The following is a 15,276-nucleotide window of genomic DNA, read 5'->3' on the forward strand; positions in this document are numbered from 1 at the left end:
CATGGGGGCGTTGGGGTCGCGGGCGGGAGCTCAGGCGAGATCGGCGAGCTTGCGGAAGTCCCAGGAGGTGATCGTCTCCGGGGTGAGCCGCAGCCAGGCGTGCCGTCCGTCGTGCGGCATCTCCGTCACGCCGAAGTACTTCACGGGGAACAACCGCTCCGGCTCGACGAGTTCGGGGCAGGGCTCGCCCGTGCGGGGCGCCTCGCCGACGAACTCCGCCCGACCGGTGAGCTCCACGCCGCGCAGCTCCTCGTACCCCCCGCCGTCGTCCACGACCACGGCGATCCTGGCGTCCCCGCGCAGCTGGGACCAGCGCAGGCTGCGCGTGATGGAGTACAGCCAGAGGGAGTCGCCGTCCCAGACGAACCACAGGGCCCCGACGTGCGGGGCGCCGTCGGGGCCGAGCGTCGCCACCCGGCAGATGCGCTGTTCGCCGAGATAGGCGTCACGCTCCAAGGGCGTCATCATGATCCGGCGGCCTCGTCGCTGGGTGTCGGTCATGGTCGCCCTCCTGGTATCTGACTGTACGTCAGGAATCATGGACACTCTTCCTTCGTGACGCAATGGCCGCTACTCTCACGCGCCCGGCCCGTCCGCGGAAGTCCGTCCACGGAAGTCCGTCCACGGGAGCCCGTCCTCCCGGGCGCCGGTCACAGAGAAGGAGGGAAGCGCCCGTGCCGTCGAGGTCATCACAGGAGCGGCTCACCGAACTGCTCGATCCCGCCACCACCGTTCTGCTGACCGTCGAGTGCCAGCAGGGCGTCGTGGGACCGGACAGCGCCCTGCCCGAACTCGCCGCCGCAGCCCGCTCGTCGGGCGCGCTCGACAACATCGCCCGCCTCGTCGCCGCCGCCCACGGGAGCGGGGTCCAGGTGATGCACGCGGTCGCCGAGAGCCGACCCGACGGCCGTGGCGGCAACCACAACGCCCGGCTCTTCCGCGCCGTCGCCCGGCTGCCCGTCCAGCAGCACACCGGCAGCACCGCCGTCCGGGTCGCGGCCCCCATCGAGGTGGCCGACGAGGACCTCGTCGTCCGTCGGCTGCACGGCCTCTCGCCGCTGGCCGGCACCGACGTCGACCCGCTGCTGCGCAACCTCGGCTGCCGGACGCTCGTCGTCACCGGCGTATCGGCCAACATCGCTGTCCCCAACGCCGTCTTCGACGCGGTCAACCTCGGCTACACGGCCGTCGTCCCGGCCGACGCCATCGCGGGGGTGCCCGCCGAGTACACCCCCGCGATGGTCCGCAACACGCTCGCCCTCGTCGCCACCGTCACCACCACGGACGCCGTACTCGGCGGCTGGAAGCGACCGCGCAGGCAGGGGGCGGGGCAGGGAGCGGCTATGCCAGCCTGATCGAGTCGCCCTCGACGTTGATCTCACGGGCGGGCAGCGGTCGTGTGGCGGGCCCGCCGGTCGGGCTGCCCGTGGCGGCGTCGAACGTGGAGTCGTGACAGGGGCACGTGATCGTGCCGTCCGAGACGTCCTTGACCGCGCAGCCCTGATGGGTGCACGTGGACGAGAACGCCTTGAACTCGCCCGGCTGCGGCTGGGTCACCACGACCTTCTGCGCGGCGAAGACCACCCCGCCGCCCTCCGGGATGTCCGCGGTCGCGGCGAGCACCTCTCCACCCTTCCCGCCGCCGCTCCCGGGCTGCTCGACCGCGTCCGAACCTCCCGAACCCCCCGAACCGTCCGATCCGCCGCACGCGGTGAGGGCGGCGGCCGCTCCGGCCGCTCCCGCCGCGGCGACGACCGTGCGGCGTCCGAGGAGGCTCCGGTGTTCCTGCGTCGCGCTCATCGCGGCATTCCCTTCGTCGGTCTTCCTGTCGGTCTTCCCGGCTCGGTCACTTCGGTCAGGGGTACGTGCCCCGGGGACACGGTGTTCACGCCGGGATCCCGCGATGTCGGGATGCCGCTGGACGGCCCCGTCGGCCGGGGGTAGTTTCGCCGTCATCTGCCGCCGCCATCAGGGGAGTCCGCATTGGTGCTGGTCGGACGGACCGGAGAACTGCACGCCCTGCTCGACGCGATGGCCCACCCGCCGTCGGTCGCCCTGATCGAGGGGGAGGCGGGCGTCGGAAAGACCCGGCTGATCCGGGAGGCCGTCGGACACCCGGTGCCCGGCCCCGGCCGCCCGCCCGGCACCCGGGTTCTCGCCGGGGCCTGCCCGCCGCTGCGCGAGCCCTTCCCGTACGGTCCCGTCTTCGACGTCCTGCGCACCCTGGAGGGCGCGGTCCCCGAGCGGCTCAACCCGGTCTGCGGAGCCCTGCGCCCCTACCTTCCCGAACTCGCCGGTCAACTTCCCGCCGAACCGGCCCCGTTGCTCGATCCGCAGGCGGCGGCCCACCGTCTCTTCCGGGCTGTGCGCGCTCTGCTCGCGGCGGTGTCCCCGGTGGTCCTCGTCGTGGAGGATCTGCACTGGGCCGACGACGGCACCCGGGATCTCCTCCGCTTCCTGGCCGACGACCCGCCGCCGGGCCTGTCCACCGTCCTCAGCTACCGCCGCGAGGACCTCAGGAGCGGGGCCCTGCCGCTGGGCCGGGCATATCGGCACCCGCCGGGCGTCACCTCGGTGGTCCTCCCGCTGAGCCCGCTCGACGTCGCCGGAGTCAGGACCCTCACGGCGGCGCTGACCGGCCGTGACGTCCCCGCCGTCGTGGCGCGCCGGCTGCACGAACGCACGGCCGGCATCCCCTTCGTCCTCGAGTTCGTCCTGGAGGAACCGGACGAACTCGACGGTTCCCAGGGGGCGGTGCCCCTCCTCCTGCGCGACGCCATGGCCGAGCGGGTGGCGGGCCTCTCGGAGCCGGCGGCGGCCGCCGTGCACGCCGCCGCCGTACTGAGGGTGCCCGCCGCCGAGGAGCTGATCGGCGCGGTGGCGGACCAGCACGGCGAAGAGGCGGCCGACGCCCTGCGCGAGGCCCTGCGCGCGGGCGTGCTCCACGACTGCGGGGAGGACCGCTACGGGTTCCGGCACGGTCTGGCCGAACAAGCGGTCTACGAGGGGCTTCTGAGGCCGGACCGACGACGGCTCCACCGACGCGCCACCGCCGTGCTCGCCGCCCAGGACCCCCCGCCACTGGTCCAGCTCGCCCACCACACTCGCCAGGCGGGCGACCTGAACGCCTGGCGCACGTACGCCGAACAGGCCGCCGAATCCGCCCGGAAGCTCGGTGACGCGGCGCTCGCCGTCGAGCTCTACGAGGGAGTCCTGGACGACCCCCTCCTCCCGGAGGCGGACCGGGCACGGCTCGCGGTGCGCCTCAGCCGGGCGGCCCTCTTCGGACTGGCCCACCGGCGTTCCAGCCGGCTGCTGCGCCGCGTCGTCTCCTCGGCCAACTCGGCCGAACTGCCGGACGCCGTACGGGGGGAGATCCGGCTCAACCTGGGGCTGCTGCTCAACAACCAGGCGGGCCGGCACGAACAGGGCCGCCTGGACACCGAGCTGGCCGTGGACGAGCTGCGGACACGCCCCGAGCTGGCCGCCCGCGCCATGGCGGGCCTCGCCATGCCGGTCTGGGGTGAGCACCCCGTCGCCGTCCACGCGCACTGGGCCGAACGGGCCGAGGAGCTCGCCGCCCGGCACGGTGACCGCGCGCTGCGGATCGCGGTGCGGGGCAACCATCTGACGCTGCGGGTCTGCCTCGGCGACGGCGAGGCGGTGCGCGGGGAAGCCGAGAAGCTCCTCGCCGACGGGCGGAACGCGGCCGAGCGGGTCGAACTGGCCCGGATGTGCGCCAACGCGGCTGACGCCTTCGCCTGGGTGGGCCGGTCCGCCGACGCCGAACGCTTCCGGGACGAGGGGGTGCGACTGGCGGAAGCGGCCGGAGCGCCCTTCCTCAGCGGCATCATCGAGGGCACCGCCCTGCGCATGGCCTGGACGCGCGGCGCCTGGCGCGGCCTCGCCGACCGGGCCCGTACGGTCCTGGCCGACGCGCCCGGCGTCTCGGGCATCGCGTCCGACGCCCACCTCGTCCTCGGGCTGCTCGCCGAGACCCACGGCGAGTGGGACGCGGCGCTGGAGAATCTGGACGCGGCGGCGCTCGGGGACCCCGTCAACGCCCCGGCGCCCGTACTCGCCGCCGCGTCGGCCGCCGCCGTACGGATACGGCTGGAGCGGGGCGAGAGCGACGAGGCGTGCGCGGAAGCCGTGCGGGCGCTGGACCGGGTCCGCCGCAAGGGCGTCTGGGTCTGGGCCGCGGAGCTGGTTCCGGCGGCGCTGACGGCGTACCGCCGGGCGGGCCGCGCCCCCGAAGCGCATGCCGTGCTCGCCGAGTTCACCGCCGGGCTCGGTGACCTGGACGTGCCCGCCGCGCGCGCCGCGCTCGCCGCCTGCCGGGGCGACCACTCCCGGGCCGCCGAACAGTACGCGGCGCTCCCGGCCCCGTATCCGGCGGCGCTGTGCGCGGAGCGGGCCGCCGAAGGAGAGGTGGAGCGACTGCGTGAGGTCGCCGCGCGCTTCGAGGCGCTGGGTGCCGTACGGGACGCCGCGCGCTGCCGCAGCGCCCTGCGGGAGCGGGGCGCGGGAGCTCCGCCCGGGCCCCGGCGGGGGCGCAGGGGATACGGCAACGAACTGTCCCCGCGCGAACGGGACGTCGCCCGCCTGGTGGCGACGGGACACACCAACCGGGAGATCGCCGACGTGTTGTTCCTGTCGCCGCGCACCGTGGAACAGCACGTCGCGAAGGTGCTCCGGAAGCTGAACGTCTCCGCCCGCGGGGAGGTGCGGGAGACCCACCCGGAAGGCGGCCCGGATGATTCCGGGCGTACGGGGGCCATTGAATAGGTGGCGCTACGCAGTGCCGTACGGATTGTTCCGGCCCGGGCCGGACCGGAGAGTTGCCCCCGTCGTCGCACCGGGCACACACCCTGCCCCACGCCCCAGCCCGGAGCGGCGGCTCCTGTGTCACCCGTGCCGGGCCGCCCTCCCCAACTCTCGGCGGCCCGGCACGGTTCCCCATCACACGGAGCCAAGGGAGCAACCAGATCATGCGCACAACCAGCAGACCGCGCCTCGTCGGCGCACTGTGTACCGCGGCCGCCGCGGCCATGGCGCTCGGACTCGCCGGAACCGCCCCCGCCCACGGGGCGACCGCCCCGGCCCCGCCCGCCGAGGGCCGCGTCCTCGGCGCGGACCGGGCCGAGGCCATACCCGGCCGGTACATCGTGGCCCTCGACGACGCGCCCTCGATCGCCGCGGGCACGGCCGCCGCCGACCTGGTCGCGGAGCACGGTGGCACGGTGCGCACCGTGTACTCCACCGCCTTCAAGGGCTTCGCGCTGAAGGCGACCGCCGCCCAGGCGAAGAAGCTGGCGGCGGAGCCCGGCGTCCGCTACGTCCAGGCCGACGCCGAGGTCCGGGCCACCGGGGCCCAGCCCAACCCGCCCTCCTGGGGCCTGGATCGGGTCGACGGCGTCAAGGACGCCTCGTACGCCTACCCCAACGAGGGCGAGGGCGTGACCGCGTACATCGTGGACACGGGCCTCTACCGCCAGCACACCGACTTCGAGGGCCGGGCGTCCTCGGGGTACGACTTCATCGACAACGACGCCGACTCCGCCGACTGCCAGGGACACGGCACTCACGTCGCCGGCACGGTCGGCGGCAAGAGCTACGGCGTCGCCAAGAAGGCGAAGCTCGTCGGCGTCCGGGTACTCAACTGCCAGGGCACCGGATCGACTTCGCAGATCGTCGCGGGCATGGACTGGGTCGTCCGGAACGCCCAGAAGCCGGCCGTCGCCAACCTGTCGCTCGGCGGCGGCGTCGACCGGGCCATGGACGACGCGGTCCAGGGTGCGATCAACGCCGGCATCCCGGTCGCGGTCGCCGCCGGCAACGACAACCGGGACGCCTGCAGCACCAGCCCCGCACGGCTGCCCGCCGCCATCACCCTCGGCTCCACCGACAGTAACGACGGCCGCTCCAGCTTCTCCAACTACGGCCGCTGCCTGGATCTGTTCGCCCCCGGAGGCTCCATCGTCTCCACGCGCATGGGCGGCGGCACCCAGACCATGAGCGGTACGTCGATGGCCACCCCGCACGCCGCGGGCGCGGCGGCGATCCACCTCTCCGCCCACCCCGACGCCACCCCGCAGCAGGTACGGGACGCCCTGGTGAACAACGCCCTCTCCGGCGTCGTCACCAACCCCGGCTCCTCCTCCCCGAACAGGCTGCTGGACGTCACCGACCTCGGCGGCGGCCCGTCCGAACCCGGCAAGCCGGTCGCCACGTTCACCGCCCAGTGCTCCACCACCACCCCGGCCTGCACCTTCGACGCTTCCGGCTCCACCGACCCGGACGGTGACATCGCCTCCTACGCCTGGGACTTCGGCGACGGAAGCGAGGGCGAGGGCGCGAAGCCGTCCCACACCTACACCAAGGCCGGCACCTACGCCGTCAAGCTCACCGTCACCGACGACAGCGGCGAGAGCGGCACCCTGACCAAGCAGGTCACCGCCGGCACCACCGAGCCCTCGCCCGGCCAGGCCCCGTCCGCCTCCTTCACCCTCTCGTGCTGGTACGGCGACTGCTCCTTCGACGCCTCCGCCTCCAGCGACCCGGACGGTGACATCGCCTCGTACGCCTGGAAGTTCGGCGACGGCACGACCGGCTCCGGCGCCACCGTCGCCCACCGCTACCCGTCCGCCCAGCGCACCTACACCGTGCAGCTGACCGTCACGGACCGGGGCGGCCGCACCGGCACGACCTCCCGCCAGGTCTCCTGCTTCGCTTTCACCGGCGGCCAGCCGCTCTGCTTCGCGGGCTGACAGCCGTACGCACGCAAAGCCGCGAGCCGCGGCGGGCCCGGAAGTCTCCCGGGCCCGCCGCGGCTCCGCCGTACGCCGGAGGTCCCCCCGAGAAGGCCGAGGTTCCCTCCGGCGTCCGAGCCGGCGCGGACCGCGGTCCGGCTCGCGCGGAAACCCGGGCCGGCCGTTGGGCTGCCGGCCGTCGCGGGCCGGGCCCCAGTGGCCTGTAACCGCCGTCGAACACGTAGACTCCGTGAAATGAGTGTGCGCCGTATCACCCCTGGACGCCCGCGAACCAAACCCGCGGAGGAGCGGCGTGCCGACCTTTTGGACTCGGCCGAGAGGGTGTTCGTCGAGCGGGGCATCGACGCTGCCCGGATCGATGAGATCGCTGAGGGCGCGGGAATCGCGATCGGCACCTTCTACCTGTACTTCAGCTCCAAGCGCGAGATCATGCTCGCGGTACAGGCCCGCTTCATCGATCGGCTGGTCGAGCGGCAGAACGCGGCGGTGCGGAGCCTTCCCGCCGACGACTGGGTCGGACGCGTGGACGCCTGGCTCAGTGACGCGGTCCGCGTCTACCTGGAACATGCCGAGCTGCACGATGTGCTGTACGGCCACACCCCGATCAACGCGTCGACGGAGATCGAGGTCAGTCCCACGAACGCGCACGTCGAAGCGTTCCGGCAGCTCATCTCCGAGCGCCCCGACCCGCCCGCGGACGCCCCGGACCCCGCCATGGCGGCGCTCTTGATCTACAGCGCCTGGTACGGCGGCACCCACGCGCTGCTGCATCACGAGGCCGAGGACATCGACCGCCTGGCCGAGGGGCTCATCGCCGACATCACCGACCTCGCCCACCGCTACCTGCGCGCCGAGGTCTGAGCACCGGGTCCGAGCACCGCGAACCGACCTACGCTGCCGTCGCCCCCCGGTGCGGGGGGCGACGGCAGCGGTGCGGTTCGGGCGACGGGCGGCCGGTGGGTTGTTCCCCGGGGATCCGTCACGTGTCGCCGGTCAGCCGCTCACCGGGGCGATGCGCCAGTGACGGGCCCGCTCGTACTGTGAGCTCAGCCGTGAGAACGCCCCACCGGCGCGCAGCAGTTCGTCCCTGGTGCCGGCCTCCACGACCCGGCCGTCGTCGAGCGAGACCACGTGGTCCGCGGTGGCCAGGGTGGCGGGACGATGGGCGATCACGATCACCGTGCGGTCCGGGTCGTCGCCGAGGTTGGCGATGGCCCGCGTGACCGCGGCCTCGTTCTCCGGGTCGAGGGCGGAGCTGGCCTCGTCCACCAGGACGATCCGCGCCCGCTTGAGCATCGCCCGGGCGATCGCGACGCGCTGGCGTTCGCCGCCCGACAACTGCGCGCCACCCTCGCCCACCCGGGTCTGCCAGCCGGCGGGAAGCCGCTCGATCACCTCGTCGAGCCGTGCCGCGGCGGCGGCCTCCCGCAACTCGTTCCAGGTCGCGTCCGGGCGTGCCAGGCGCAGGTTGTCCTCGATGGTGTCGTCGAACAGGTAGACGTCCTGGAAGACGATGGCGATCTCGTCGAGCAGGGTGCTCGGGTCGAGTTCGCGCACATCGACGCCGCCCACGCGCACCTGGCCCGAGTCGACGTCGAAGAACCGGGCGATGAGCCGGGTCGCCGTCGTCTTCCCGGACCCCGACGGCCCGACCAGGGCGGTGGTGGTGCCCGGTCGGCAGCGCAGGGTCACGTTCTTCAGAGCGGGGGTGTCGCCGCCCGGGTAGGTGAAGGTGACGTCCCTGAGCTCGACGTCGGCCTCGGCGATCAGACGTACCGGCTCGGCCGGAACCGGCAGAGCCGGAGTGGACAGCAGCTCCTCGATGCGCCCGATCTGGTTCCGCAACGCCCGCAGCGCGCCGATGAGGTCGATGAGATTGCCGAGCGGCTCCAGGAAGCGGGCGGCGAGCACGAGCAGCACGATCGCCGTGGCGACCTCGATGCGTCCACTGAGCATCAGCTCGGCGGTCAGGGCGAGCACCGCGACGAACCCGGCCATGATCACGCCGGTGTAGACGAAGAACGGCTGCCGCGCACGGCGCATGCCGTCGCGGTAGGTCTCGCGATGGTCCTCCAGCGCGGCGCGCATCCGGGGCGTGCCCTCGGCGTGGCCCGCGGCGCGCAGCACCGGCTGGGCCTGGCCCAGCTCGATCGCCCGACTGGCCACCCCGGCCGCCGCCTGCTCCAGCTCGCTCTCGGTGATCTCGGCGATGCGCGCGGCCCGCTGCAGGGCCAGGTAGGCGACCAGCGCGATCGCGCACAGCAGCAGCGCCATCCGCCAGTCGACCGTGAACGTCACGACGACGACCGTCGCGGGCAGCAGCGTCGAGGTGATCACGGGCCCGCCGATGGTGACGGCCAGATGGGCGGCGCTGCCGACGTCCGCGGTCACGCCGCGCGCGAGCCGGGCCTTGTGCTCGGCGGTGAACCAGCCCAGCGTCAGCGTGCTCACATGGTGCATCAGCCGTCGGCGCAGTTGCGCCGCGAGCGCGCCCGCCGCCGCGAAGCCCACCGGGGTGGCGATGATGCTCAATGCCGCGTACAGCGCCGCGCCGATCCCGCTGAGCACCAACCACGGGGTGGCGGCGCCGACGTCCGGTTCGGGCCGCACGACCGCGTCCAGAATCGGGATGAGCAGAGCGAGCAGCAGACCCTGAAGGACCGCCTGCGCCGCGGTGAGCAGCCACAGGCGGGCCAGCAGCTTCGGATTCGGCCAGAGTCGGTACAGGCGGCGGATCACGCGAGCACTCCTTCCTGTGCCGCCCACAGCCGGGCGTACAGCCCGTCCCGGGCGAGCAGTTCGTCGTGGCGGCCCTGTTCGACGAGCCGTCCGTTGTCGAGCACGAGGATCTGGGCCGCGCCCGCGATGGTGTGCAGCCGGTGGGCGATCACGATCACCGTCTTGCCCACCGCCAGGTTGGACAGCGCCTCCTGGACCGCGGATTCGCTGTCGGCGTCCAACGCGGCCGTCGCCTCGTCGAGGACGACGATCGGCGCTCCGGACAGGATCGCCCGCGCGATCGTCAGCCGCTGGCGTTCACCGCCGGACAGACTGCCGCCGCCCGAGTCGAGCAGCGTGTCGTACCCGTCGGGCAGGCCCGCGATCACCTCGTGGATGTGCGCGGCCTCCGCTGCCGCGCGGACCTCGGCGTCGCTCGCGCCGGGGCGGCCGATGCGGATGTTCTCCGACACGCTGTCCCGCAGCAGGGCGACGTCCTGGAAGACCAGCGACATCGACGCCAGCAGTTTCGCGGACGGGATCGAGCGCACGTCCACCCCGCCGACCCTGATCGCCCCCCCCTCCGACACCTCGTGGAAGCGGGGCAGCAGGCCGGCCAGGGTCGACTTGCCGGCTCCCGACGGGCCCACGATGGCGGTCACCCCGCCCGGCGGACAGACGGCGCTGATGTTCTCGACCGCGTTGGTCACCCCGTCGTACGAGAAGGAGACCCGGTCGAACTCGACGCCGTGACCGTCGGGCGTCAGCGGAGTCTCGGGCTCGGGCAGCGGTGTGCGCGACAGCAGCTGCTCGATGTTGGACGCGCCCATCCGGCCCTTGCGCACGCCTTGGGCGGCGGTGACGGCGGGCAGGATGGAGTTGGGCAGCCCGATGGCGACGACCAGGAACGTCACCAGGTCCGCGACGCCGAGCGACCCGCGGTCGACGAGGAACAGACCCACGGCCGCCACGGCGGTGAGGACGGCCATCTCCGAGCCGAACAGCCGCGAGACCGCGGAGCTGTGGCGTACCTCGGCGACCCAGGCCGCGAACGCCTGGGTGTGCTCGTCCACGGCGTCGTCGTAGCGGCGCAGGACACGGCCCCCGGTGCCGAACGTCTTGACCACCTGGATCCCGTCGGCGTACTCGACACTGGCGGCGCTGATGCGGGCGTCGGCGGCGACCAGTCGGTTCATATGGCTCGTCATGGAGCGCATCGAGATGCGGAAGAAGACGCCCATCAGCAGGAGCACACCCAGCACGACGAAGGCCATGCGCACGTCGACGAAGAGCAGATAGCCAGTTGCGACGGCCGTCACGGTGGTCGCCCCGATCAGCTGTCCCAGTGCGTGCGCGATGACCTCGTGCATCTCCTCCAGGTCACCGGTCATCGCCCGCTTGACCTTGCCCGAGCCGGCCGAGCGGAACCAGCCCAGCGGCAGCCTGCCGAGATGCTTCACGATCCGCACCCGTACGTCGTGCAGGATCTTCGCGTCCGCGTAGTGCCCCACCCGGGCGGACTGCACGAACAGCACGAGCCAGAGGCCCGCCCCCGCGGCCCCGATGCCGACCCAGGTCCAGATGGCGGTGTGCGACGGAGTGGGGTCGTCGAGCATGACCCGCGCGATCTCGGCCACGGCGATGTAGGGCACGATCCCCGCCGCCGCGCTCAGGCACGAGAGCACCGCACAGATGACGAGATGGTTGCGGATCGGGGCGAGCAGACGCATTAACGCGCCGGGCCCGGCTAGCCCCGGAGTCTGTGATGTTGGTCGCTTCATTAGGGTAACCTAACATGGCGACTGAGCCTCATTCAATAAACATGCACGTCATCCCGGACGCAGCTCCGTCCGGGATGTCGCCCTCACGGCCTTCACCGAAGGGAACGTTTCGTCATGTTCCGACCGCACGTCGACCACCCGTCCGCGAGCCGCCGCTCCCGCGCCGCTCCCCACCGCCCCCGCGCCGCTGTGGTCGGCGCGGTCGTCGCTCTCACGGCGGTCGGCGCCACCGGGTGCGGGGGCACCGGAGCGGGCCCACGCCACGACGACAAGGCGAGCCGCGTCACCTTCGAGTCCTGTAGTCGCACCGTCCACCTCGACCGGGCCCCGCAGCGGGTGGCGATCACCACGGACGCCATAGCCGACACCCTGTTCGCGCTCGGCGTCGGCGACCGGATCGTCGCGAAGACCCGCGGCGAATCCGCCCCCGCGCCCGAGCTGAAGGAGCGACTCGCCGCGCTGCCGAGTCTCGGGACGCGTAATCCGAGCGTCGAGGCGCTGATCGCCGCCAAGCCCGATCTCCTGATCACCGATCAGGTCGAGAAGGTCTCCGGCAAGCAGGGCAGCCCGAGCATCGCCGAACTGAGGGAACTGGGGATCGCGACCTACGTGGTCGGCGGCGGTTGCGCCGCGGACCTGCGCTCGGACACCTCCGGACTGGACGCGCTCGACGCCGACCTGCACCAGCTCGGCACGGTCTTCGGCGTGGAGGACCACGCGCACGAGCTGGCCGACGAGCTGCGCGGCGAACTCGACGCCGTACGCCGGAGGACCGCGAAGGAGCCCGAGCGTAAGGTCGCCGAGCTCTCCCAGGTCGCCGGTCAGCTCTACGTGACCAGCGGCGGTCTCGCCAACGACGTGCTCGAACGGGCCGGCGGGACGAACGTCTTCGCCGACCTGCCGGGCCAGTTCGCCCCGGTCAGCCCCGAACAGATCGTCGCGCGCGACCCCGAGGCCCTCGTCGTCGACAACTTCACCGCGACGGAGAAGGGCCGGAACGAGGCGCTCGCGTTCCTGAAGCGCACGTTCCCCACCGTCGAAGCGGTCAAGAAGGAGCGCGTGCTCGTCATCGACGCGGCCAAGACCGGAGCACGCGGCAGTACGCGACCGGTGTCAGGCGTCACCGAGATCGCGGCCTTTCTGCACCCGATCCCGTCCCGCTCGCAGTAGGGGCCCGCGATGCACAGGCAGAGATCCAGCCCGCTCCTCACCGGCGCCGACGAGAGCCCGCGGGGCGGCCCCGGGCCGACTCCGATCCGCGGCGGCCGCCCCCTCTCCCTCCCCGTCGTCGTACCCCTGCTGCTCGCCCTCCTCCTCGTCACGGTCTGCGTGGCCGTGTCCGTGGGATCCGTCGGTGTGCCGTTGGGAACCGTCACCCGGGTCATCGCCCACCACCTGACCGGGCTCGGGGCGCCCCCCGGCGTCATGGACGACCAGATCGTGTGGAACCTGCGGATGCCGCGGGTCCTGCTGGCCGCCGCGGTCGGGGCGGGGCTCGCCGTCGTCGGTGTCACTCTCCAGGCGACCGTCCGCAATCCGCTCGCCGACCCCTATGTGCTCGGCGTCTCCGCGGGCGCCGGGCTGACGGCCTCCATCGCCATCACCCTCGGATCGGTGGCGGTGGCCGGGCTCTCCACGTCGGCGGCGGCCTTCGTCGGCGCGCTCGTGGCGATGGCCGCGGTCCTCGGACTGTCGCGCCGCGCCGGCCGCGTCCTCCCGAGCCGCCTGATCCTCGCCGGGGTCACCCTCTCCTACCTGTTCAGCGGAGCCACCAGCTTCGTCATCTTCCGGAGCGGCAACGCGGACGCGGCGCACTCGGTGCTGTTCTGGCTGCTGGGCTCCCTCTCGGAGTCGTCATGGTCGAACCTCGTGCTGCCGGCGGCGGCCGTCCTGGTCGTCGGCGTCCATCTGCTGGCGCAGACCCGGACGCTCAACGCCCTGGCGGCCGGTGACGACGCGGCGCTCTCGCTCGGCGTCTCCGTGCACCGTGTCCGCATCCGTCTCCTGGTCGTCGCCTCGCTCCTGACCGGCGTCCTGGTCGCGGTGTCGGGCGGGATCGGCTTCGTGGGTCTCATCGTTCCCCATCTCGTACGGCTGGTCGTGGGCCCGGACCACCGCCGGCTGCTTCCCGTCGCCATGCTCGTCGGCGCGGTCTACCTCGTCGTCGTCGACCTGCTCTGCCGCGTTCTCGTCCGCCCGGAGGAACTGCCCCTCGGGATCGTCACCGCCGTGCTCGGCGCGCCGGTGTTCCTGTGGCTGCTGCGACGTTCGGAGGCGTCATGAGACTCGCCCTGTCCGGCGTCGGCGTCCGCATCGGCTCCGCCCCGATCGTCATGGAGTGCGACCTCGCCGTCGCCGACGGCGAGCGCGTCGGCCTCGTCGGGCCCAACGGCAGCGGCAAGACTTCGCTGCTGCGTACGGTCTACCGCGCGCTCGACCCCTTCGCCGGCCGCGTCGCCCTGTCCGGGGACGACGTCACGGATCTCAGCCAGCGCGAGGTCGCCCGACGGGCGGCGCTCGTCGCCCAGGACAGCACCCCGGACTTCGACTTCACCGTGGAGGAAGTCGTGGCCATGGGGCGCGGGCCGTGGCTCGGGGCCTTCGAGTCGGCCACCGGCGGCGGGGGCGCGAAGGTCACCGCCGCACTGGAGCGGGTCCGCCTGACGGAGCACCGCGCCCGCAGGCTCTCCACACTGTCCGGCGGTGAGCGGCAGCGGGCCCTGGTGGCGCGTGCGCTGGCCCAGGAGAGCCCGCTGCTCCTCCTCGACGAACCGACCAACCACCTCGATGTGTACGCGGCGCTCGAACTCCTGGAGCTGGTGAGGGATCTGGGGCGTGCGACGCTGTGCGTGCTGCACGACCTCAATCTCGCGGCCGCCTACTGCGACCGGCTCTACGTCCTGCACCGCGGGCGGATCGTCGCGGACGGCCCGCCGGCGGAGGTACTCAGCCCCGAGCTCGTCCGGACGGTCTTCGGAGTCGCCTGCACTCATCTGACCCACCCGGTCACCGGCGGCCTGCTCCTCGCGTTCTCACCGCACCAGGGCGCCTCGGCCGACCCGGTCGCCGCGCTCGGTGAGGGAGTGAATCGATGAGCAGCCTATGCACGGCGTCACCCCACCGGAGTTCCGGGCGGAATGCGGCAGTGACCATCGTCATGAACACCGCAGCGAGGTAGCTGCATAAGCACCTTTCGCGACCCGTCACAGAGATGGCCGGGCGATCTGACAACAGGTCGCCACAGCGGTCTGTACGGGCTGCGTCGGCACCATGATTCCTCCTGTTGACGGCAGTCGAAACCGTGGTAAAAATTCCCTCCAGGCTCCGGATCCCCTGTCGGTGAACATCATCGGACCGGCTTTCCGGGGCGCTCTTGGATTACCTCGGATTACGCGAAGTCATCGGCATCGTGAAGTGATTCTCATGAAGCCGTAAACCTGAAGCGCTCGTTCCCATGCGTCGTCCAAACGAAAGGCGAATCACCCGATGGTTGATCGTGTGAATGTCATACCGTTAACGGAACGCCAGGATGCAGACCAAGCCCAGGCGGCCATCGTGCAGATCGACGAAGTGCTGATCCTTCTCCAGGAGCTCGGTGACGTCGCACGCCGCGCACGCAAGGATCTGGTCTCACCGCGGCACCGGGGCTCCCATGGCGTCCTGGCCCAGGCGACGCCCCCTGGAGCGCCACGCCCTCCGGCGCGGTCCGAGGGCGATTCCACCGGCGAGGCCGGGGCCCGGGACAACCGGCCCGGCGCCACCCAGAAGCCCCTGACGCTCACCCGGCGTCAGGAGGAAGTGCTCAGTCTGCTGGCCCAGGGCCTGTCCAACCGCCGGATCGGCCGGGCCCTGCATATCACCGAGCAGACGGTGAAGGCCCATCTGCACATGGTTTACCACAAGCTCGGCGTCGCGGACCGTATGGAGGCCGTGGTCCTGGCCATGCGCCAGGGACTGGTCCAGAACCAGCGCCGGGAGGACACGCCTACCTGACCGGCCCGCAC

The 15,276-nt window shown here is 72.4% G+C and carries 12 protein-coding genes; 8 read left to right on the forward strand and 4 right to left on the reverse strand.

Annotated elements, in window-relative coordinates; all coding sequences use genetic code 11:
* Positions 1-30: 30 nt before the first annotated feature.
* Entirely contained in the window at positions 31-501 is a 471-nt protein-coding gene (locus D581_RS0113750) for a pyridoxamine 5'-phosphate oxidase family protein (protein WP_018957790.1), read from the reverse strand.
* Between the two features lie 173 nt (positions 502-674).
* Between D581_RS0113750 and D581_RS0113755 the strand changes: the two genes are divergently transcribed.
* Positions 675-1,355 carry a cysteine hydrolase family protein gene (locus tag D581_RS0113755; protein WP_018957791.1) on the forward strand — a complete coding sequence of 227 codons (681 nt, stop codon included), beginning with the start codon at positions 675-677 and terminating at the stop codon, positions 1,353-1,355.
* Here the strand turns inward: D581_RS0113755 and D581_RS0113760 are convergent.
* Positions 1,342-1,800 carry a Rieske (2Fe-2S) protein gene (locus tag D581_RS0113760; RefSeq protein WP_018957792.1) on the reverse strand — a complete coding sequence of 153 codons (459 nt, stop codon included), beginning with the start codon at positions 1,798-1,800 and terminating at the stop codon, positions 1,342-1,344. The genes D581_RS0113755 and D581_RS0113760 overlap by 14 nt on opposite strands.
* Positions 1,801-1,986: 186 nt before the next feature.
* On the opposite strand from D581_RS0113760, the gene D581_RS01000000137175 reads away from it, so the two are divergent.
* From D581_RS01000000137175 to D581_RS0113775, 3 genes are all read left to right on the forward strand, one after another.
* Positions 1,987-4,788 (forward strand): helix-turn-helix transcriptional regulator, encoded by a 2,802-nt coding sequence (locus tag D581_RS01000000137175; protein WP_106434393.1) that lies wholly within the window; start codon positions 1,987-1,989, stop codon positions 4,786-4,788.
* Between the two features lie 203 nt (positions 4,789-4,991).
* On the forward strand, positions 4,992-6,770 hold the full coding sequence (locus D581_RS0113770; protein ID WP_018957794.1) for a S8 family serine peptidase: 1,779 nt from the start codon (positions 4,992-4,994) through the stop codon (positions 6,768-6,770).
* Between the two features lie 237 nt (positions 6,771-7,007).
* A complete protein-coding gene (locus D581_RS0113775) occupies positions 7,008-7,634 on the forward strand; it encodes a TetR/AcrR family transcriptional regulator (RefSeq protein ID WP_026290493.1) in 627 nt (208 codons plus the stop codon).
* A gap of 132 nt (positions 7,635-7,766) precedes the next feature.
* Here D581_RS0113775 and D581_RS0113780 read toward each other — a convergent pair whose 3' ends face one another.
* Entirely contained in the window at positions 7,767-9,512 is a 1,746-nt protein-coding gene (locus tag D581_RS0113780; RefSeq protein ID WP_018957796.1) for an ABC transporter ATP-binding protein, read from the reverse strand.
* Positions 9,509-11,221 carry an ABC transporter transmembrane domain-containing protein gene (locus D581_RS0113785; RefSeq protein WP_018957797.1) on the reverse strand — a complete coding sequence of 571 codons (1,713 nt, stop codon included), beginning with the start codon at positions 11,219-11,221 and terminating at the stop codon, positions 9,509-9,511. The genes D581_RS0113780 and D581_RS0113785 overlap by 4 nt, the downstream gene beginning before the upstream one ends.
* A 165-nt stretch (positions 11,222-11,386) precedes the next feature.
* Here D581_RS0113785 and D581_RS0113790 point away from each other — a divergent pair, with 165 nt between their 5' ends.
* From D581_RS0113790 to D581_RS0113805, 4 genes are all read left to right on the forward strand, one after another.
* Positions 11,387-12,442, forward strand: coding sequence for an ABC transporter substrate-binding protein (locus tag D581_RS0113790; protein WP_018957798.1), 1,056 nt, complete (start codon positions 11,387-11,389; stop codon positions 12,440-12,442).
* Positions 12,443-12,451: 9 nt separating this feature from the next.
* Positions 12,452-13,555, forward strand: a complete 1,104-nt coding sequence (locus D581_RS0113795) for an iron ABC transporter permease (RefSeq protein ID WP_018957799.1) — start codon at positions 12,452-12,454, stop codon at positions 13,553-13,555.
* Complete coding sequence (locus D581_RS1000000138590) at positions 13,552-14,367, forward strand: ABC transporter ATP-binding protein (RefSeq protein WP_018957800.1); 816 nt, start codon at positions 13,552-13,554, stop codon at positions 14,365-14,367. The genes D581_RS0113795 and D581_RS1000000138590 overlap by 4 nt, the downstream gene beginning before the upstream one ends.
* Positions 14,368-14,827: 460 nt before the next feature.
* Positions 14,828-15,265 carry a helix-turn-helix domain-containing protein gene (locus tag D581_RS0113805; RefSeq protein WP_018957801.1) on the forward strand — a complete coding sequence of 146 codons (438 nt, stop codon included), beginning with the start codon at positions 14,828-14,830 and terminating at the stop codon, positions 15,263-15,265.
* Positions 15,266-15,276: the final 11 nt, after the last annotated feature.

It is taken from the genome of Streptomyces sp. CNB091 (assembly GCF_000377965.1).